This window comes from Hydrogenophaga sp. (genome assembly GCF_035481345.1).
GTDB lineage: Bacteria > Pseudomonadota > Gammaproteobacteria > Burkholderiales > Burkholderiaceae_C > Hydrogenophaga.
In genome coordinates, this window is sequence record NZ_DATIGV010000183.1 from 71,078 (window position 1) to 88,186 (window position 17,109).

Here is a 17,109-nt window from a genome sequence, read left to right on the forward strand (position 1 = left end):
GTTTGACGCAGATCAAGGTTTCACCGCTTCGATCTCTGCGAGTTGGTGGTCCTCCCAATCGTTTGAGCGGCGCTGGAGTTCACGCACAACGTGCAGCATTCTCGATTGGGTCGCCGGCCAGGAGTGGCCCGCTCCCGCATGGAAAGTCTGCGACGCCGTTGTCAGCGGCGATTGAAGTACGACTGGTACACCTGCGCCGTGCCATCGCGCTGCACCAGCAGCACCTCGTAAGGATCCTGCCGGCCGCCGTAGACCGGGTCGTCCATGCCCGGGCTGCCCACGGGCATGCCGGGCACCGCCAGACCGAGGGCTGGCGGTTTCTCGGCGAGCAGGCGGCGGATCTCGCGCGCGTTCACGTGGCCTTCGATCACGTAGCCGCCGATGAGGCCGGTGTGGCAGGAGGCGTAGCGCTCGGGCAGGCCCAGGCGGCGGCGCACGGCGGTGTTGCCCGTGTCGTGCAACTGCACGGTGAAGCCGTCGGCCTGCAGGTAGGCGACCCAGTCCTTGCAGCAGCCGCAGTTGGGGTCTTTCCAGACCTGCAGGGTGGGCAGTGGCGCCTTGGTCTGCGCCAGGGCCCAGGTCGGCAGCGCGAGCGCGGCGCCGCTCAGCAGCAGGTGTCGTCGGTGGATGCGGGGCATGGTGGTGTTCTTCCTTTCTTGAGCAGCACGCGAAGTGGCCCGTGCGGGTCGGCCTCGTGGCGAGGCAATGATCGGCGCGGGGCCCGGGAAGTTCCCGCCCCCAGGCGCCGCTCAGGAGGCCGACAGGCGCGCCTCGGCCTTGTCGATCCACCACTGCAGGCTGTCGTGCAGGTCGCGTGCGCTGAACGAGCAGCTCTCGCCATCGAACAGCGCGCTCGACTCCAGCCGGTCGAGCAGGTCGCTCAGCACCTCGGTGAAACGCGGCGGCAAGGCCGCGAGCAGTTCGCGCTGCGCGCGCAGGCGCTCGCTGGCCTGCGCGGGCGCAAGCCGGCCGTCGCGCAGGTCAGCCAAGGTGTCGGCCGAGGGTTGCAGCAGGGGGTGGGGCACGGTGCTCAGTTCGCTTGGCCGGTGACGGTGGGGGGCAGGGCCATGCCGCGCTGCAGCATCACGGCGCGCAGGCGGTCGGGGTGGTCGGTGATGATGCCATCGACGCCCCAATCGATCAGGCGCTCCATGTCGGGCACCTCGTTCACCGTCCAGGGGATCACGCGCAGGCCTTCCTCGCGCGCGCGCTCGATCAGCTTGCGGTCGATGTCGTTGAAGTTGGGCGACCACAGGCGGGCGCCCGCGGCGGCCAGCAGCGCGGGCGCGTCCTTGAAATCCGCCTCGCGCAGGCCAGCGGTCCACAGCCCGGTGCTCAGGGTGCTGAAACGCGGCCGCTGCGCGCTCAGGAAGGCCAGTGGCAGCTCGGGCGCCTGGCGTTGGGCGATCCTGAGCAGACTCCAGTCGAAGCTCTGGAGGTTGGCACGCGAGGCCATGCCATGGCCTCGCAGCACCTCCAGCACGGCGCGCACGAAGGCTTCGGGTTCGGGCGATTCCTGTGGCCGTTCGGGGTTGCGCTTGAGCTCGATGTTGAAGCGCACGTGGTCGGCGCGCAGGCGCTTGGCCAGGTCGAACACCGCCGCCAGCGTGGGGATGCGTTCACCGTCCGCCGCTTCCTGCTGCGGGAAATCGCGCGCGTAGCGGCTCGACGGGTTGACGCGGCCGATGTCGAACTCGGCGATCTGTGCCAGCGTCAGGGTGTGAAAGGGCTGGCCGCGCGTCTGCAGCCAGCGCCCGCTCGGGTCGCGCGTGATATCGGGGTTGGCCGTGGTGTCGTGCGACACGATGGGCACGCCCTCGGCGCTCAGCACCACGTCCAGCTCCAGGGTGCTCACACCGATGGCCAGCGCGCGCTGGAAACCGTGCAGTGTGTTCTCGGGCGCCAGCGCCCGGGCGCCGCGGTGGCCCTGCACATCGAAAGCCAGGGCAGCACCCGCGCACCACAGCGACAAGCCCATGGCCGTGGTGCAGCTCCAGCGCAGCCAGGTCAGTCGCCGGGCGGCGGGGAGGGGTTGCAGCGACATGGCGGTCTCCTTGTCGGGCCTGTGGGGCACAGGCTCCGTGTCGCGCGCATTGTGTCAGCGCGCGATGACCGCCTCAAGTCAATGGCCGAGGATCTTGGACAGGAAGTCCCTGCTGCGTTCGTTCTGCGGGTTGTTGAAGAACTCGGTGGGCGTGTTCTGCTCGACGATCTGGCCCTGGTCCATGAAGATGACCCGATCGGCCACGGCCTTGGCGAAGCCCATCTCGTGCGTCACGCACAGCATGGTGATGCCCATGTTGGCCAGCTCGATCATGACGTCGAGCACCTCCTTGATCATCTCGGGGTCGAGCGCGGAGGTGGGCTCGTCGAACAGCATGATCTTGGGCGTGAGGCACAGCGCGCGCGCGATGGCCACGCGCTGCTGCTGGCCGCCCGAGAGCTGCAGCGGGTACTTGCCGGCCTGCTCGGCGATGCGCACGCGCTTCAACTGCTGCATGGCGCGTTCCTCGGCTTCCTTCTTGGGCATCTTGCCCACCCACATGGGCGAGAGTGTGAGGTTCTCGAGCACGGTGAGGTGCGGAAACAGGTTGAACTGCTGGAACACCATGCCGACGTTCTTGCGCACCTGGTCGATGGCCTTGATGTCGTCCTTGAGTTCGACGCCGTCGACCTCGATGACGCCTTGCTGGTGTTCCTCGAGCCGGTTGATGCAGCGGATCAGCGTGGACTTGCCCGAGCCCGAGGGGCCGCAGATCACGATGCGTTCACCCTTGGCCACGCTGAGGTCGATGTCGCGCAGCACGTGGAAATCGTTGCCGTACCACTTGTTGACCTGGTCGAAGCGGATGATGGGTTGGGCTTGTTCTGGCATGTTGTGCTTTCAGCGCGCCTTGCTGGCGGCAAGCTGTTTTTCCACCCACAGGCTGTAGCGCGACATGGCGAAGCAGCCGGTGAAGTAAATGAAGGTGATGAAGAAATAGGCCTCGAGCTTGAAGGGGCGCCACTGCACGTCGGAGTTCAGCGCCAGTGCGAGCGCGCCGGTGAGCTCGTAGAGCGAGACGATGGTGACCAGCGAGGTGTCCTTGAACAGCGAGATGAAGGTGTTCATGATGCTGGGGACCACCATGGACAGGGCCTGAGGCAGCACGATGAGCCGTTGCGTCTGCCAGTAGCCCAGGCCCAGCGAATCGGCCGCCTCGAACTGGCCCTTGGGCACGGCCTGCAGGCCGCCGCGCACCGTTTCGGCCATGTAGGCCGCGATGAACAGCGTGAGGCCAGCGACCACGCGCACCAGCACGTCCACCGTCACGCCGCGCGGCACGAACAGCGGGAACATGAACGAGGCCATGAACAGCACCGAGATCAGCGGCACGCCGCGGATGAGTTCGACGTAAAGCACGCTGATGGTGCGGATGGCGGGCAGCTTCGCGCGCCGGCCCAGGGCCACCAGCACGGCAAGTGGGAAGGCCAGGAACAGCGAGAGCACCGCCAGCATGAGGGTGAGCGGCAAGCCACCCCACAGCTCGGTGCGCACGCTGGACAGGCCGAGCACGCCGCCCCCCATGAGCACAAAGAAGCCGGCCAGCGACGCAAGCCAGATCAGGGCCAGCCAGCGCGTCCAGAAGACGCGCATGCAACTGATCACGAGCGTGAAGACGATCAGCAGCGTGGCCAGCAGGGGGCGCCATTGCTCGTCGAAGGGGTAGCGTCCGAACAGGATGACGCGGTACTTCTCGGCGACCACGCCCCAGCAGGCACCCACACCGCGGGCGGCCTGGCAGGCGTCGGCGTCGGGCCGGAACACGGCGCCGACGATCAGCCATTGCCACAGCTTCGGCACGGCCCACAGCAGCACCGCGCCGACGATCAGTGTGGCGAGCGTGGACTTCCAGTCGGCGAAGAGGTTGCGGCGCGCCCAGGCCAGGGCGCCGGAGTGGCGCGCCGGCGAGGGCCGGGGCGCGATGGGCTGGAACTGTGCGTTCATGGCGATCAACGCTCCCGGATCGCCATGCGGCGGTTGTACCAGTTCATCACCAGCGAGGTGGTGAGCGAGGTGCTGAGGTAGACCAGCATGATGATGGCGATGCACTCCACCGCGCGCCCGCTCTGGTTGATGGTGGTGTTCGCGATGGATACCACGTCGGGGTAGCCGACCACCACGGCGAGCGAGGAGTTCTTGGTGAGGTTGAGGTACTGGTTGGTCAGCGGCGGGATGATCACGCGCATGGCCTGGGGCAGCACCACGAGCTTCATCTTCTGGCGCGGGTTCAGCCCGAGCGCGGACGCGGCCTCGTCCTGGCCGCGGCTGACGGACTGGATGCCGCCGCGCACCACCTCGGCCACGAAGGACGCGGTGTAGGTGGTGAGGCCGATCAGCAGGGCGAGGAACTCGGGCGTGAGGGCCAGGCCGCCATCGACCATGAAGGGCAGTTGCTCGGGGACGCTCCATTCGCGGGGCATGCCGGCCACCACCCAGCCCACCACGGCGAACACCAGCAGCATGACCAGCGGCGCCCAGAAGCGGTCACCGTCCTGGCCGGTGGCCTCGAAGCGCTTCTGCACGCGGCGGCGCCACAGCACGCCGGCGATCACACCAAGGGCCAGTCCGCCGATCACGTGGCCCACCCCGGCCGTGGGCCAGGGAAAGGACAGGCCGCCCTTGCTGAGGAACAGCAGGCCGCCCACCGCCATGGCCTCGTTCGAGGCGGGCAGCAGCTCGATGAACACCAGGTACCACATCAGCAGTTGCAGCAGCAGCGGCACATTGCGGAAGGCCTCGACGTAGCCGTAGCACAGGCCGCGCACCAGGGCGTTGCGCGAGAAGCGGCCCACGCCCAGCGCCACGCCCAGGATGGTGGTGAACACGATGCCCGCCAGCGCCACCTTGACGGTGTTGAGCACGCCCACCCAGATGGCCTTGCCATAGCTCTGGCTCGGGTCGTACTGGACGAGGGTTTCGCCGATGTCGAAGCCGGCGTTGGCGCCGAGAAAATCAAAACCGCTCTGGATGCCGCGGGCCTGCATGTTGGCCTGCGTGTTGTGCGCCAGGTACCACAGGCCCAGGCCCAGCAGGGCCAGGGCGAGCAACTGGTACAGCACGCCGCGCGTGGCCCGGCTGTTGAGCGACCAACGCCGGGACGGGGGTGGAGGGGTGGAGGGTGTGGTCAACGGAGACCTCGCGACGAACGTACTACGGACACGAAGAACGCCCGCAGCGACGGAGGTCGCTGCGGGCTGCAAGCGGGCCGGGCCGCAATGGCGGCCCCGCGTGGATCAGCGGATCGGCGGGGCGTACAGGACGCCGCCCTTGGTCCACAGGTTGTTGACGCCACGCGGCAAGGCGATGGCGGTCTTGGGGCCGACGTGGCGCTCGAACTGCTCGCCATAGTTGCCCACGGCCTTGATCGCCCGGTACGCCCATTCCTTGTCGAGGCCCAGCAGCTTGCCGGTGTCTTCGTTGCCCATGCCCAGCAGGCGCATGACGGAGGGGTTGGTGCTGGAGCCCTTGAGCTGGTCGACGTTGGCTTGCGTCACGCCGTATTCCTCGGCCTCGATGAGCGCGAAGCCCACCCATTTGACGATGGCGGCGAAGTCGTCGTCGCCACGGCGCACGGCCGGGCCCAGGGGTTCCTTGGAGATCAGCTCGGGCAGGATCACGTGGTCGTCGGGCTTGGCCATGTCCTTGGCGCGCGAGGAGGCGAGGCCCGAGGCGTCGGTGGTGTAGGCCTGGCAGCGGCCCGAGGAGTAGGCGGCGAGCGCGGCTTCGAGCTTTTCGAACACCACGGGCTTGATGCCCAGGTTGTTGGCACGCGAGTAGTCGGTGAGGTTGAGTTCGGTGGTGGTGCCCGACTGCACGCAGACGGTGGCGCCCTTGAGTTGCTTGGCGCTCTTGACGTTGAGTTTCTTGGGCACCATGAAGCCCTGGCCATCGTAGAAGTTGACGCCGACGAAGCTCAGGCCCAGCGAGGCGTCGCGGGTGAGCGTCCAGGTGGTGTTGCGCGCCAGCACGTCGATCTCGCCGGATTGCAGGGCGGTGAAGCGCTGCTGCGCCGTCAGCGGCACGTAACGCACCTTGTCGGGGTTGCCCAGCATGGCCGCAGCCACCGAGCGGCAGAGGTCCACGTCCATGCCGCTCCACTTGCCCTGGCTGTCGGCCGCCGAGAAGCCGGGCAGGCCGGTGTTGACCCCGCAGTTGAGCTCACCGCGCTTCTTGATCGCGTCGACGTCCTTGCCCGCGTGGGCTGGCGCGCAGAGGAGCGCTGCCGTGGTGCCCAGGGTCAGGGCGGTCAGCTTCAGGGCGTTGAGTTTCATCGGGTACTCCGTAGGTCGGTGATGTTGTCGGACACGTACGCGCGGGCACCCGTTCGGTGCGACGCCCGTAAGCGGGGCAATGTAGTCCTGGCCTTTTGGGCCAGGGATCGGGGTTTACGTGGGAGGCTTATGCAAAAACTTTATTGAACAATCCGATCGATTCGGCCCCATGGCCGATGCAGTATTCGTGCCACACGAGAACCACACAGGAGACCACCCGACATGAGCCACCAGGAGCCGCCGGTGCGCGCGCACCACCGCGTCTGGCCCAGACGACTGCCGCACGCGCTGCACCCGCCGCAGACCTCGCTGTGGGAGAACCTGGCGGTGAATGCGCGGCGCTACCCGGACAAGGCCGCGCTGGTGTTCTTCGACCGTGTCACCACCTACGCCGAGCTGTACGAGCAGGCCGAGCGCCTGGCCGCGCACCTGCGCGCGCAGGGCGTGCGCGACGGCGACCGCGTGATCCTGCTCCTGCAGAACTGCCCGCAGTGGATCGTGGCCTGCTACGCGGTGCTGCGCGCCAATGCGGTGGTGGTGCCGGTCAACCCCATGAACAAGGCCGACGAGCTGGGGCACTACATCACCGACCCGGATGCGCGCGTGGCGGTGTGCGCCGCCGATCTCGCCGGCGAGCTGCTGAAGGCGAACGCGGAACTGCCCGAGGCGAAGCGCCTGCGCCACCTGGTGGTGACGCACTACGCGGACGCCATGGGCCCGCTGGATGACGCCAGCGGCCTGCCCCCGGCCTGGCAGGGCTGGCTGGGCACGCGGCACGATCGCCCCGCGCTGCCCGGCGGCGGCGTGGCCACCTGGGCCGAGGCCCTGGCCAACACCGCGCCGCTGCCCGAACACAACCGCGGTCCCGACGACCTGGCCGTGCTGCCCTACACCAGCGGCACCACCGGCCTGCCCAAGGGCTGCATGCACCCGCACCGCACGCTGATGCACAACGCGGTGGCGGGCAGCCTGTGGGGGGACAGCTCGCCGGAAACGGTGGCGCTGCTGGTGGTGCCGCTGTTCCACATCACCGGCATGGTCACGGGCATGCACACGGCCATCTACGCCGGCTCCACCCTGGTGCTGATGCCGCGCTGGGACCGCGAACTCGCCGGGCGCCTGATCTCGCGCTGGCGCGTCACGCACTGGACCAACATCCCCACCATGGTGATCGACCTGCTGGCCAGCCCCAGCTTCGATCGGTACGACCTGTCCAGCCTGGTCTACATCGGCGGCGGCGGCGCGGCCATGCCGCAGGCCGTGGCGCAGCGCCTGCTCGAGCTGTTCGGCCTGCGCTTCGTGGAAGGCTACGGCCTCACCGAAACGGCCGCGCCCTCGCACAGCAACCCGCCCGACGACCCCAAGCAGCAGTGCCTGGGCATTCCCTTCATGAGTACCGACGCGCGCGTGGTCGACCCCGAGACGCTGCGCGAGCTGCCCCAGGGCGAAACGGGCGAGATCGTGATCCACGGCCCCATGGTGTTCGACGGCTACTGGAAGCGGCCGGAGGCCACGGCCGCCGCCTTCATCGAGATCGAGGGCAAGCGCTTCTTCCGCTCGGGCGACCTGGGCCGCGTGGACGAAGACGGCTACTTCTTCATCACCGACCGCCTCAAGCGCATGATCAACGCGAGCGGCTTCAAGGTCTGGCCGGCGGAGGTGGAGGCGCTGATGTTCAAGCACCCCGGCATCGCCGAGGCCTGTGTGATCGCCACCCGGGATGCCTACCGGGGCGAGAGCGTGAAGGCGGTGGTGGTGCTGCGCGCCGACGCGAAGGGCCGCACCAGCGAGGCCGACATCCTGGCCTGGTGCCGCGAGCACATGGCGGCGTACAAGTGCCCGCGCGAGGTCGAGTTCGTGGACGCCCTGCCCAAGAGCGGCAGTGGCAAGGTCATGTGGCGTTGGCTGCAGGAGCGGGAGGCCGAACGGGGCCAGGAAGCGCAAGGGGCCGAACCCGCCCGGGCACAATGAGCGCATGCCTTCATTCGCCGCCGCCTTTCGCCGCCTGTGGCAGCCGCGCAAGGGCCTGTTCTGGCTCATGCTCGGCTTCCAGGCGCTCTCCAGCGCCCTGGTGCTGTTCGTCCAGATCCACGAGCCGCCGCCGGGCATGCGCCTGGCGTTGGGCCTGCTGGCGTTGACGAACACCCTGCTGTCGTGGTGGCTGGCCCTTCGGCTGTGGCGAGAAGAGGCGCCCACGGGCGTGGCGCCATGAAGCGTCACGAAGCTCGTTACAAAACGGGCGTTTTGTGCTGGAATGGCGCCCGTCGTCAGTGGATGTTCCGACAAGCCCATACAAGAGTTGCGCCCACCCAGGCATGAAGCAGTTCCTCTCGACCCTTTTCGACACCGTTGCCCAGCGGCTGCAGGGCGAGAACCGCCACGACGACGATCCCTACCGATTGGCGCGCGTACGCAAGGCCATGCTGGCCCTGGTGGGCGAGAACGGCGGCTTCGAGGCGGAACAGCTGCGCCACCGGCTGCTGGTGGCCGAATCGGCCCGTGCCCTGTGGTTCATGCGTCCCGACGTGCTGCACTGGCTGTGCCGCGAACTCGACGAGCGCGCCGCCATGGACAGCATCATGAAGCTGCAGCCGCTGTTCGACGGTCTGGTGGAGCCGGCCCTGCTGGGCTCGGCGGCGGGGCGGCGCGATCGCCGCCGCCCGCAGCGCGGCGCCTGATCAGTTGTTGGGGGCAGGCCCGCCTGGCGCCACGGTGGCGCGGTAGGCGTGCCAGCTCGCGTGCCCGATGACCGGGCCGCTCACCAGCAGGCCCAGAAACCACGGCAGCATCGACAGCGCCACGATGGCGCTGATGAGCAAGCCCCAGAACAGCATCACGCCCGGGTTCTGCAGGCAGGCGCGGATGCTGGTGAGACCGGCCGAAATCGCGTCGGCGCCGCGGTCCAGGATCATCGGAATGCTCACCACGCTGGTCACGAAGATCAGGCCCGCGAACACGGCGCCCACCAGCGTCCAGGTGATCAGGAATTCCAGGTGCTGGCCGCGCAGCACCTGGGCCACGAGGTTCTGCGCATCCGGCAGGGTCGTGAAGCTGACGGCGAAGACCACCAGCGAGGCGCGTCCCCACAGCATTTCAAGCACCAGCAGCACGCCCGCGAACAGGGCCATGCTCCCCTTGGTGGGCACCCAGGCGCGCAGGGAGCGGCCCAGCGAGGGCGTCTCGCCGCGCTGCAGCGCGCGGCTGGCGTCGTACAGGCCCAGGCACAGGAAAGGGCCCATCAGCAGGAAGCCCGCCGACAGAGCGAGCACATAGGCTGGCGCCGCCTGGAAGACGCCCAGCAGCGCATGCCCCATGGCGCAGAAGCAGGCGCCGTAGAACAGGCCGATGCCGGGGCAGCGCCGGAAGTCGGCCCAGCCGGCCCGCAGCCAGCGCGGCGGGTCGCCAGGGCGCAACTGGGCGATGGGCTGCTCCAACGCCGAGGGTTCGCGTGTGACCTGGCTTGAGGAAGGCGCTTCAGCGGGTTCGGGGTCTGCGGCGGCATTCATGGCGGCATTGGGCCACCGGCGCCGGCATTCCCCGATGCGGGCTTACCCCGAGGCGCGCGCCTACACTCCTGCGCATGAGCGCCGCCGAGTTCTCCCCCCCTTACCTTTCCCCCAACGCCATCGACACCGCGCTGCGCGAGCGCGGCGCGGGCCTGCTCAGCGGCGAGGACACCGCCACCTGGATCGGCGTGCCGCTGGCCGACCTGCGCGCCCTGGAGCCGCACTGGGACCGCCTGGCGCCCGACGCCTACCTCAAGGACGGTGGCCGTTACCGGCTGCGCCGCCACAGTTGCTTCGTGGCGGATGGCGAGCGCGTGGAGCAGGTGCCGCACCGCGCCCACTGGCAGCCGGTGGAATACAACGCGCTGCATGGCGGCATGCAGCGCTGGTTCGAGCCCATGGAAGCCGCGATGGTCCAGGCGCCGGCCTGGACGCGCCTGCTGCAGCGCCTGGGCGCGGCGGCCAGCGCCCTGCGTGGGGACCAGGCCTGGGCGGTCGAGGCCCACCCCTTCCGCATCGACACCACCGACGGCATCGGCCGCCCCACGCCCGAGGGCGCGCACCGGGACGGGGTGGACCTCGTGGCCGTGTTCCTGGTGCGGCGCCACGCTATCAAGGGCGGTGAAAGCCGCGTGTTCGAGGCCAACGGCCCCAGCGGCCAGCGCTTCACCCTGCGCGACCCCTGGTCGCTGCTCCTGCTCGACGATGAGCGCGTGATCCACGAGAGCACGCCCATCCAGCCCGACCCCGCCGATGGCCACGGCTGGCGCGACACGCTGGTGGTGACGCTGCGGGCTGGGGGCTTCCAGGGCGATTGAGCGGCCACGCCCCGCACCATGGCCGGCGGTCCCCTCGAACGCTTGAAGGCCTGGGCGCGCCGGCTCAAGGCCGACGCGATGACCCTGTGGTTCGCGCGCCGCCACCCGGACACGCCCTGGTGGGTCAAGGCGCTGGTGCTGATCGTGGTGGCTCTTCTGCCCGAACGTCGTTCAGGCGACCTGTCGCAGGGAGGTAGTCAGGGCGCTGGATCGACGATGCCACGGGCCGCGCAGGCTTGCCTGTAAGCCTGCGCCACTTCGTTGGCCTTGGCTTCGGCGACAGCGATGAACTCGGGCCCCAGCCCCGCGAGCTTGTCGGGGTGGTACAGCCGCAGCTTGCGCCTGTAGGCGGACTTGATCTCTCCCACCGGTGCGGTTGGGCTCACGTCGAGTACCCGGTACCAGGGTACAGAGGGCGTTTCGAGAGGCGGGACAGGGGCGCTGCTGCCGTCCGTTCGGATGCCGCCGTTTGCCAGGCCGTCACTCGCGGCATCGTTGCCATCGCGCGTGTCGCCGCGAAACCAGGGGGATGCATCGGCGCCGTGCTGGCGCGGTGGTTGCGTGGGCGGCTCTTGCGGGCGGCGCGGCCCGCCGCCGGGACCGCCCGGGAGCTTGTCCATGAAGTGCCGCACCACCAGGAAGCCTGTGCCCGCGGCCAAGGCGAGGAAGAACCATTCCTGGGTGCTCAGCTCTTCAAACATGCCTCGGCCTTCATGATCCAGTGTTGGGTGGCGCTGAGCCGGCCCGGGGCAAGCCCCGCCGTGGCAGCCACCTCGTCTCGCTCGTGCCCTTGCGTCATGCACAGCCATTGCAGCCGCTCTTGCAGCCGCATGGCCCGCCACTCGCGCTCGCCTTCGTCGGTCGTGCGCTTGAGCTCGCGCAACCCCATGCCCAGAGAGGGGATGTCGACCCGCTTCTTGTGCAGCACGCGTTTTCCCATGTTCATGAGATAGGCGGGAACGAAGCCCGCCTCGGCGCAGAGCACGAAGGTCTCGTACCCGCTCAATTGCAGCCGGTGGCGCAGGCAGATCAGCGCGACCACGTTCAGCGCCCACATCAGTGCATGCAAGGCCGCGAAGCCGAGCAACACCGGCGCGAACGGAACGTGGAAGGAGAGCACAGCCAGGCAAACGGTGAGCACCAGGTAGGCATAGCCCAGCAGGCTCAGGCCGTTGAGCGGCGACAGCATCGAGCGCACCAACGAGCGCCCCTGGCGCCACTGTCGGGGTTCGATGTCGCCGAAACAGCGGGTGGTGATCAACGCCCGGTCGAAGAGGTTCAGGGGGTTGAGCAGCACCAACTCGCGGCGTGCGGCGCTCAGCCGCGCGCCGGCGTCGTACCAGATGGCCCCCCGGCGCCCGAAGCGCAGCAGGTCGCAGCCCGCCGGCACCAACACGAGGTTGTCGGCCACCAGGAAGCCGGCGACGACCAACCAGAACAGGGCGATTTCGTGGGGCACGAGAGACCGCGCGCTGCTCCGCTCAGGACGGCTTGCCGCGGCGCAGGAACCGCTTGATGCCGGCCCACAACGCAGCGAGACCACCCAGCACGGCGATGCCCAGCGCCTTGAGTCCGCCCTTGCTGGTGGCAACGGCCGCCGCGCCGCCCAGGACCAGCGCGCCCAGTCCGTAGGCGGCCACCTTGTCGCCCTGTTTCCAGTCGCTGTACTTCTCGCCGGAGACGTAGTTGAAGCCGCCCAGGGCCGTCTTGAAATCGGCGAGGTCGCGCTCGACGGTCTCAGGCGAAGTCACCAGCACGACGTTGGTGTACCCGCTGCGGCCCAGCACCTTGGTGCTGACGTTGGCGTGCATCTGCTGGGTGCTCTCGTCGCGCAGCAGCGTGCCCCATTCGAGCCGCCGGTTTTGCGCGTCGTAGCGCGGCGGGATCGCCCAACTGGTGAGCGTGAGCACAGGGTAGCCCTGCTTGCGCCGCTCCTCCGATTCGCGGCGGTTGTTCTCCTTGAGCTGCTTCAGCAGCGCGTCGGCGTCGATCGTCTCGTCGTCCTTGACGTAGCCTTCGGGCGCGAAGTGCAGGATGGCGAACCAGTCGGCCTGTGTCCCGGCCACCGTGTAGGAATCTTGCCGAGGCGGGTTGCCATTGAGTTGAAGGAAGGTGTCGGTGTCGCCGGGGTTGAGGAAGGTGTATTTCTCGCTCGCCGCAAAGGTGGCTTTGCCCGCGATGTCACCGATCTGCCCCGGCTTGTACCAGGCCAGGGCCGCCATCTTGCGTTCGAACTCGCTCTCGGTGCTGTCCTTGTCTTGTGCGTGTGCCAGGCTCAGGGAGCCGACCGCCAGCGCCAGCGCGCCGCCCAGCGCCAGGCGCGTCAGCGCCGCGTGATAACGATTCGTCATGGATGCTCCCCTCCCTTGAGGATTGTTGATGCGTGGTGGTCCGGGAGGTTTATCCGCGAGGCGTCTCGGCTCCGTCAAGGGCCGGCGCTGTGGCGAACTGTCTTGTCGGGGCAGTTCGTTGCAAAGTCGCACCAGCAGGGACTCAGACCCCCCCGGTGGGGTGCGTGGGGTCCACCCACAGCACCGTCTCGGGCTTCTCCACCGGCTCGATGTCCAGGTTGACCGCCACCGCCTGGCCGTCGCTGCGGCACAGCACGCACTCCAGCACCTCGGTCGGGCTGGCGTTGATCTCCTGATGCGGCACGTAGGGCGGCACATAGATGAAATCGCCCGGGCCGGCCTCGGCGGTGAACTCCAGTTGCTCGCCCCAGCGCATGCGCGCGCGGCCCCGGACGACGTAGATCACGCTTTCCAGGTGGCCGTGGTGGTGGGCGCCGGTCTTGGCGTTGGCGTGGATGGTGACGGTGCCGGCCCACAGCTTCTGCGCGCCCACGCGCGCGAAGTTGATCGCGGCCTTGCGGTCCATGCCCGGGGTGGAGGGCACGTTGCCGTCGAGCTGGTTCCCCGGGATCACGCGCACGCCGTTGTGCTTCCAGGGCGCGTCGCTGTGGGGGTGGTCATGGCCGTGTTCGTGCTCGTCGTGCGGGTGGTGGTGGTCGTGGGCCATGGCGCGCTCCTGGGGGCAAGACGCCAGTGTGCCAGCGCCTTGCGGGGCTTGGTCCGACAATTGCGGGTTTTCCCGATGCCCCGGAGCCCCACGTGCCATTGCCCACCCCCGCTGCGCGCCAGCCCATGCACACCCGCCGCGTCCACTACCAGGGCTTTCGCCGCGACGACGGTCTGTGGGAGATCGAAGGCGAGCTGCACGACAGCAAGCCCTTCGACGTCGACATCCGTGGGGAGGGCCGCTGGGCCGCACACGAGCCCATCCACCACATGTGGATCCGCGTCACCTACGACGAGGCCATGGTGATCCGCGACATCGCCGTCGCCATGGACGCCTTCCCGCACGAACCCTGCCCGGGCATCCTGCCCAACATGCAGCGCATGGTGGGCGAGGTGCTGGGCAAGGGCTGGCGCCACACCATCCAGCGCCACCTGGGCAACACCGAGGGCTGCACCCACCTGCGCGAGCTGCTCTACAACCTGGCCACGGCCGCCATGCAGACGCGCGCCGGCGCCTTCTCGCCGCGCGACGACGGCCGCCCGCCGCCGCACCTGGGCCAGTGCGTGTCCTGGGATTTCGACGGCCCGGTGGTGCAGAAGGTCTACCCCATGTTCTTCGGCTGGCGAGCGCCGGCCTCTGGCGCCAAAGGCAACTGAGCCAGGGCGCCCGCCCGGGGAGGCCATGGACAAGCTCGACGACCTGATCACCTTCCTGCGCGTGGCCGACGCCGGCGGGTTCTCGGCGGCCGAGCGCAGCACGGGCGTCCCGAAGTCGAGCCTGAGCCGGCGCATTGCCGCGCTGGAGCGGCAACTGGGTGTTCGCCTGGTGCAGCGTTCGTCGCATGCCTTTCACCTCACCGACGTCGGCGAGCGGGTGTACCGGCACGCGCGCGCCATGGCCGACGAGGCCGACGCCGTGCAGGCCACGGTGAGCGAATCCCTGGCCGAGCCGAGCGGCCTGATCCGCGTGAGCTCGTCCCTGCTGCAGGGTGAGCTTTTTCTGGCTCGCTGGCTGGGCGAGTTCATGGAATTGCACCCGAAGGTGCGCGTGTCGCTGGACCTGTCGAACCACTATGTGGACATGCTGGCCGAGCGCATCGACCTGGCGATCCGTGTCTCGGGTGCGCCGCTGGCGGCGGCGGACATCGTGGCGAAGCCGATCGGCACCGGCAGGATGGTGCTGGTGGCCAGCGCGCCAGCGGTGGCGCGCCATGGCGCACCCGCCACGCTGGCCGATCTGGACCGCTGGCCGCTCGTGGCGCAGGGCCAGGCCGAGACGGTTCGCTCCTGGGTCTTTCGGCTTCCCGATGGGCGCGAGGTGACGCACCTGCCCCAGCCCCGCTTCGTCAGCAACAACCTGCTCGCCATGCGCCAAGCGGTGCTCGCGGGGGCCGGCATGGCACAAATCCCCCTGGAGGCCTGCCGCGACGCGCTGCGCGATGGCGCCTTGGTCGAACTGCTGCCCGATCTCGCGCCACCGCCGTCCACCGTGTACGCGATCTACCCCAGCCGGCGCGGGCTGAGCTTTGCGGTGCGCACCCTGATCGACTTTCTGGAAGCGCGATTCCGCGACATGGCCTGAGCGCGTTGCAGATCTGGAACGCCGCGTTGCGCGGCCGACGGCTACCCCTGCCGAGGGGCGCTGGCTATCGTTTTCTTCCCATCACACACGGAAGGAAGCGTTCATGAAGTTGTCTGGAAAAGTCGCCATCGTCACCGGCGGTTCACGCGGCATCGGTGCGGCCATCGCGCGCCGGCTCGCGGGCGAAGGCGCGCAAGTGGCCCTGTTCTATCGCAGCAACGCCGAGGCGGCCGACGCCACGGTGCGTGCGATCGAGACCGCGGGCGGGCGGGCGGCGGCGTTCAAGGCCGACGTGGCGGACGAGGCCGCGGTGCGTCTGGCCGTGCGCGAGGTGGTGAGCCACTTCGGGCGCGTCGATGCGCTGGTCAACAACGCCGGGATATTCGAAGCCGAACCCGTCGGTGAGATCAGCCGAGAGTCGTTCCACCGGCAGTTCGCTGTCAACGCCTGGAGCGTGCTTGCCAGCATACAGGCGGCGCTCGAGCACTTTCCCGCCGCGGGCGGCGCCATCGTGAACGTCTCCAGCAGCCTGGCGGTGCGCCCGGAACCCCAGACCGTGAGCTACTCGGCCAGCAAGGCGGCAGTCGATAGCCTGACGCTCGGCTGCGCTATCGAACTGGGCGCACGCGGCATCCGCGTGAACGCAGTGGCCCCCGCGATCACGCGCACCGACATGACGGCCGACATTCCGGTTGAGCAATTGAAGGACGAAACGCGCCTGACCCCGCTGGGTCGCCTGGCCGAACCCGAGGACATCGCCGATGTGGTGGCCTTCCTGTGCTCGGACGACGCGCGATGGATCACCGGGCGCAGCCTCCTGGTGGACGGGGGCCGGATGTAGCCCGACCCAGGCCATGCTCCTGCGCGGCGGCCCCTACCGCCTGTGCGCAGGGGCGATGGCGCTTCGCTCCGCGCTCCGGCAAGTGGCACCCATCGGGTGGCGATTCGTCGCAAGGACGTCGCTTTCGGGGGCTGGCGTGGTGCGTGCGCCGCTGCAAGTGATCCTGGTCGTCTGGGCGTAGTGGTTCACCTTGAGGCCTGCCGTCACGCGGGGGGCTGCGCCTGAGCGGCGCGCTGGCGCAGCTCGGTCTTGAGCACCTTGCCGTAGTGGTTCTTGGGCAGCGCGTTCACGAAGACATAGCGCTTGGGCCGCTTGAAGCGCGCGATGCGCGCGAGGCAGTGGGCGTCGAGTGCGGCGGCATCGCCCGCCTGACCCGGCGCGACCACCACGAAGGCCACCACGACCTCGCCCCATTCGGGGTCGGGCGCGCCCACCACCGCCACCTCGGCCACGCCGGGCGCGGTGAGCAGTACCTCTTCCACTTCGCGCGGGTAGATGTTGGAGCCACCGCTGATGAGCAGGTCCTTGCTGCGGTCTTTGAGCGTGAGGAAGCCGTGCGCGTCCATCGAGCCCATGTCACCGGTCCAGAGCCAGCCCTCGCGCACCGCGGCGTGGGTGGCCTCGGGGTTGCGCCAGTAGCCGGCCATCACGGTGTCGCCGCGCACCAGCACCTCGCCCACCTCGCCCAGCGGCAGCGGCTGGCCATCGGCACCGGCCACGCGCACCTGCACTGGCGTCTGCGCCACACCCACCGAGGCCAGGCGCGCAGCGTGGTCCGGGTGCGCGGCGTCGGCGATGTGTTGCCGAGAGAGCGCGGTGCCCACCATGGGCGTCTCGCCCTGGCCGTAGATCTGAACGAAGCGCGAGCCCATCACGCGCAGCGCGCGCTGGATGTCGGCCAGGTACATCGGCGCGCCGCCGTAGACGATGGTCTTGAAGGCCGCCGCCGCGTCCTCGGGCGCCAGGCCGTGCGATTCGGCATGGTCCACCAGCCGCTTCACGATCGTCGGCGCCGCGAAGGTGGACAAGG

General features: G+C 69.0%; 21 protein-coding genes. 8 read left to right on the forward strand and 13 right to left on the reverse strand.

Annotation, left to right across the window (positions count from 1 at the left end; all coding sequences use genetic code 11):
* Window positions 1-161: 161 nt before the first annotated feature.
* The 7 genes from VLG41_RS19460 to VLG41_RS19490 all read right to left on the reverse strand — a co-directional run bounded on the left by VLG41_RS19460 (window position 162) and on the right by VLG41_RS19490 (window position 6,315).
* Window positions 162-638, reverse strand: a complete 477-nt coding sequence (locus tag VLG41_RS19460) for a DUF411 domain-containing protein (protein WP_325351042.1) — start codon at window positions 636-638, stop codon at window positions 162-164.
* 111 nt (window positions 639-749) lie between these two features.
* The gene (locus VLG41_RS19465) at window positions 750-1,025 is read right to left on the reverse strand and encodes a hypothetical protein (protein ID WP_325351043.1); all 276 of its coding nucleotides are present in this window, start codon (window positions 1,023-1,025) and stop codon (window positions 750-752) included.
* 5 nt (window positions 1,026-1,030) lie between these two features.
* On the reverse strand, window positions 1,031-2,044 hold the full coding sequence (locus VLG41_RS19470) for a glycerophosphodiester phosphodiesterase (RefSeq protein ID WP_325351044.1): 1,014 nt from the start codon (window positions 2,042-2,044) through the stop codon (window positions 1,031-1,033).
* A 78-nt stretch (window positions 2,045-2,122) separates the two neighbouring features.
* Window positions 2,123-2,875, reverse strand: coding sequence for an amino acid ABC transporter ATP-binding protein (locus VLG41_RS19475; RefSeq protein ID WP_325351045.1), 753 nt, complete (start codon window positions 2,873-2,875; stop codon window positions 2,123-2,125).
* A 9-nt stretch (window positions 2,876-2,884) separates the two neighbouring features.
* Window positions 2,885-3,988: an amino acid ABC transporter permease gene (locus VLG41_RS19480; protein WP_325351046.1), complete on the reverse strand. Its 1,104-nt coding sequence runs from the start codon at window positions 3,986-3,988 to the stop codon at window positions 2,885-2,887.
* Between the two features lie 5 nt (window positions 3,989-3,993).
* Window positions 3,994-5,103, reverse strand: coding sequence for an amino acid ABC transporter permease (locus VLG41_RS19485; protein ID WP_414652518.1), 1,110 nt, complete (start codon window positions 5,101-5,103; stop codon window positions 3,994-3,996).
* A 174-nt stretch (window positions 5,104-5,277) separates the two neighbouring features.
* Window positions 5,278-6,315 (reverse strand): amino acid ABC transporter substrate-binding protein, encoded by a 1,038-nt coding sequence (locus VLG41_RS19490; protein WP_325351048.1) that lies wholly within the window; start codon window positions 6,313-6,315, stop codon window positions 5,278-5,280.
* Window positions 6,316-6,537: 222 nt separating this feature from the next.
* Between VLG41_RS19490 and VLG41_RS19495 the strand changes: the two genes are divergently transcribed.
* The 3 genes from VLG41_RS19495 to VLG41_RS19505 all read left to right on the forward strand — a co-directional run bounded on the left by VLG41_RS19495 (window position 6,538) and on the right by VLG41_RS19505 (window position 8,993).
* Entirely contained in the window at window positions 6,538-8,286 is a 1,749-nt protein-coding gene (locus VLG41_RS19495) for a long-chain fatty acid--CoA ligase (RefSeq protein WP_325351049.1), read from the forward strand.
* A 4-nt stretch (window positions 8,287-8,290) separates the two neighbouring features.
* Window positions 8,291-8,527, forward strand: coding sequence for a hypothetical protein (locus VLG41_RS19500; protein ID WP_325351050.1), 237 nt, complete (start codon window positions 8,291-8,293; stop codon window positions 8,525-8,527).
* Between the two features lie 103 nt (window positions 8,528-8,630).
* Window positions 8,631-8,993, forward strand: coding sequence for a hypothetical protein (locus VLG41_RS19505; RefSeq protein ID WP_325351051.1), 363 nt, complete (start codon window positions 8,631-8,633; stop codon window positions 8,991-8,993).
* On the opposite strand, the gene VLG41_RS19510 is transcribed toward VLG41_RS19505, so the two are convergent.
* The gene (locus tag VLG41_RS19510) at window positions 8,994-9,821 is read right to left on the reverse strand and encodes a DUF2189 domain-containing protein (RefSeq protein ID WP_325351052.1); all 828 of its coding nucleotides are present in this window, start codon (window positions 9,819-9,821) and stop codon (window positions 8,994-8,996) included. It abuts the gene before it with no gap.
* Between the two features lie 74 nt (window positions 9,822-9,895).
* Here VLG41_RS19510 and VLG41_RS19515 point away from each other — a divergent pair, with 74 nt between their 5' ends.
* Both VLG41_RS19515 and VLG41_RS19520 read left to right on the forward strand, forming a co-directional pair.
* The gene (locus VLG41_RS19515) at window positions 9,896-10,639 is read left to right on the forward strand and encodes a 2OG-Fe dioxygenase family protein (protein WP_325351053.1); all 744 of its coding nucleotides are present in this window, start codon (window positions 9,896-9,898) and stop codon (window positions 10,637-10,639) included.
* A gap of 18 nt (window positions 10,640-10,657) precedes the next feature.
* Window positions 10,658-10,885 carry a hypothetical protein gene (locus tag VLG41_RS19520; protein ID WP_325351063.1) on the forward strand — a complete coding sequence of 76 codons (228 nt, stop codon included), beginning with the start codon at window positions 10,658-10,660 and terminating at the stop codon, window positions 10,883-10,885.
* On the opposite strand, the gene VLG41_RS19525 is transcribed toward VLG41_RS19520, so the two are convergent.
* The 4 genes from VLG41_RS19525 to VLG41_RS19540 form a co-directional block, all read right to left on the reverse strand.
* Window positions 10,837-11,340 carry a J domain-containing protein gene (locus VLG41_RS19525; protein ID WP_325351054.1) on the reverse strand — a complete coding sequence of 168 codons (504 nt, stop codon included), beginning with the start codon at window positions 11,338-11,340 and terminating at the stop codon, window positions 10,837-10,839. The genes VLG41_RS19520 and VLG41_RS19525 overlap by 49 nt on opposite strands.
* The gene (locus tag VLG41_RS19530; RefSeq protein WP_325351055.1) at window positions 11,325-12,050 is read right to left on the reverse strand and encodes a hypothetical protein; all 726 of its coding nucleotides are present in this window, start codon (window positions 12,048-12,050) and stop codon (window positions 11,325-11,327) included. Before VLG41_RS19530 ends, VLG41_RS19525 begins: the two co-directional genes overlap by 16 nt.
* Window positions 12,051-12,120: 70 nt before the next feature.
* Complete coding sequence (locus VLG41_RS19535; RefSeq protein WP_325351056.1) at window positions 12,121-12,990, reverse strand: DUF2167 domain-containing protein; 870 nt, start codon at window positions 12,988-12,990, stop codon at window positions 12,121-12,123.
* A gap of 142 nt (window positions 12,991-13,132) precedes the next feature.
* Window positions 13,133-13,657 (reverse strand): cupin domain-containing protein, encoded by a 525-nt coding sequence (locus VLG41_RS19540; protein WP_325351057.1) that lies wholly within the window; start codon window positions 13,655-13,657, stop codon window positions 13,133-13,135.
* Window positions 13,658-13,749: 92 nt separating this feature from the next.
* Here VLG41_RS19540 and VLG41_RS19545 point away from each other — a divergent pair, with 92 nt between their 5' ends.
* From VLG41_RS19545 to VLG41_RS19555, 3 genes are all read left to right on the forward strand, one after another.
* Entirely contained in the window at window positions 13,750-14,313 is a 564-nt protein-coding gene (locus VLG41_RS19545; protein WP_325351058.1) for a DUF2889 domain-containing protein, read from the forward strand.
* Between the two features lie 25 nt (window positions 14,314-14,338).
* On the forward strand, window positions 14,339-15,238 hold the full coding sequence (locus VLG41_RS19550; RefSeq protein WP_325351059.1) for a LysR substrate-binding domain-containing protein: 900 nt from the start codon (window positions 14,339-14,341) through the stop codon (window positions 15,236-15,238).
* A gap of 103 nt (window positions 15,239-15,341) precedes the next feature.
* Complete coding sequence (locus VLG41_RS19555) at window positions 15,342-16,079, forward strand: SDR family oxidoreductase (RefSeq protein ID WP_325351060.1); 738 nt, start codon at window positions 15,342-15,344, stop codon at window positions 16,077-16,079.
* A 203-nt stretch (window positions 16,080-16,282) separates the two neighbouring features.
* Here the strand turns inward: VLG41_RS19555 and VLG41_RS19560 are convergent.
* Window positions 16,283-17,109 (reverse strand): class I adenylate-forming enzyme family protein (locus VLG41_RS19560; protein WP_325351061.1); only part of this gene is annotated, 827 nt, incomplete at its 5' end.

Excerpts from the sequence above, each read along its gene's own strand:
- VLG41_RS19460 (WP_325351042.1), bottom strand. The coding sequence starts at position 638 with ATGCCCCGCATCCACCGACGACACCTGCTGCTGAGCGGCGCCGCGCTC.
- VLG41_RS19470 (WP_325351044.1), bottom strand. The coding sequence starts at position 2,044 with ATGTCGCTGCAACCCCTCCCCGCCGCCCGGCGACTGACCTGGCTGCGC.
- VLG41_RS19475 (WP_325351045.1), bottom strand. The coding sequence starts at position 2,875 with ATGCCAGAACAAGCCCAACCCATCATCCGCTTCGACCAGGTCAACAAG.
- VLG41_RS19480 (WP_325351046.1), bottom strand. The coding sequence starts at position 3,988 with ATGAACGCACAGTTCCAGCCCATCGCGCCCCGGCCCTCGCCGGCGCGC.
- VLG41_RS19490 (WP_325351048.1), bottom strand. The coding sequence starts at position 6,315 with ATGAAACTCAACGCCCTGAAGCTGACCGCCCTGACCCTGGGCACCACG.
- VLG41_RS19495 (WP_325351049.1), top strand. The coding sequence starts at position 6,538 with ATGAGCCACCAGGAGCCGCCGGTGCGCGCGCACCACCGCGTCTGGCCC.
- VLG41_RS19500 (WP_325351050.1), top strand. The coding sequence starts at position 8,291 with ATGCCTTCATTCGCCGCCGCCTTTCGCCGCCTGTGGCAGCCGCGCAAG.
- VLG41_RS19505 (WP_325351051.1), top strand. The coding sequence starts at position 8,631 with ATGAAGCAGTTCCTCTCGACCCTTTTCGACACCGTTGCCCAGCGGCTG.
- VLG41_RS19510 (WP_325351052.1), bottom strand. The coding sequence starts at position 9,821 with ATGAATGCCGCCGCAGACCCCGAACCCGCTGAAGCGCCTTCCTCAAGC.
- VLG41_RS19515 (WP_325351053.1), top strand. The coding sequence starts at position 9,896 with ATGAGCGCCGCCGAGTTCTCCCCCCCTTACCTTTCCCCCAACGCCATC.
- VLG41_RS19520 (WP_325351063.1), top strand. The coding sequence starts at position 10,658 with ATGGCCGGCGGTCCCCTCGAACGCTTGAAGGCCTGGGCGCGCCGGCTC.
- VLG41_RS19525 (WP_325351054.1), bottom strand. The coding sequence starts at position 11,340 with ATGTTTGAAGAGCTGAGCACCCAGGAATGGTTCTTCCTCGCCTTGGCC.
- VLG41_RS19535 (WP_325351056.1), bottom strand. The coding sequence starts at position 12,990 with ATGACGAATCGTTATCACGCGGCGCTGACGCGCCTGGCGCTGGGCGGC.
- VLG41_RS19540 (WP_325351057.1), bottom strand. The coding sequence starts at position 13,657 with ATGGCCCACGACCACCACCACCCGCACGACGAGCACGAACACGGCCAT.
- VLG41_RS19550 (WP_325351059.1), top strand. The coding sequence starts at position 14,339 with ATGGACAAGCTCGACGACCTGATCACCTTCCTGCGCGTGGCCGACGCC.
- VLG41_RS19555 (WP_325351060.1), top strand. The coding sequence starts at position 15,342 with ATGAAGTTGTCTGGAAAAGTCGCCATCGTCACCGGCGGTTCACGCGGC.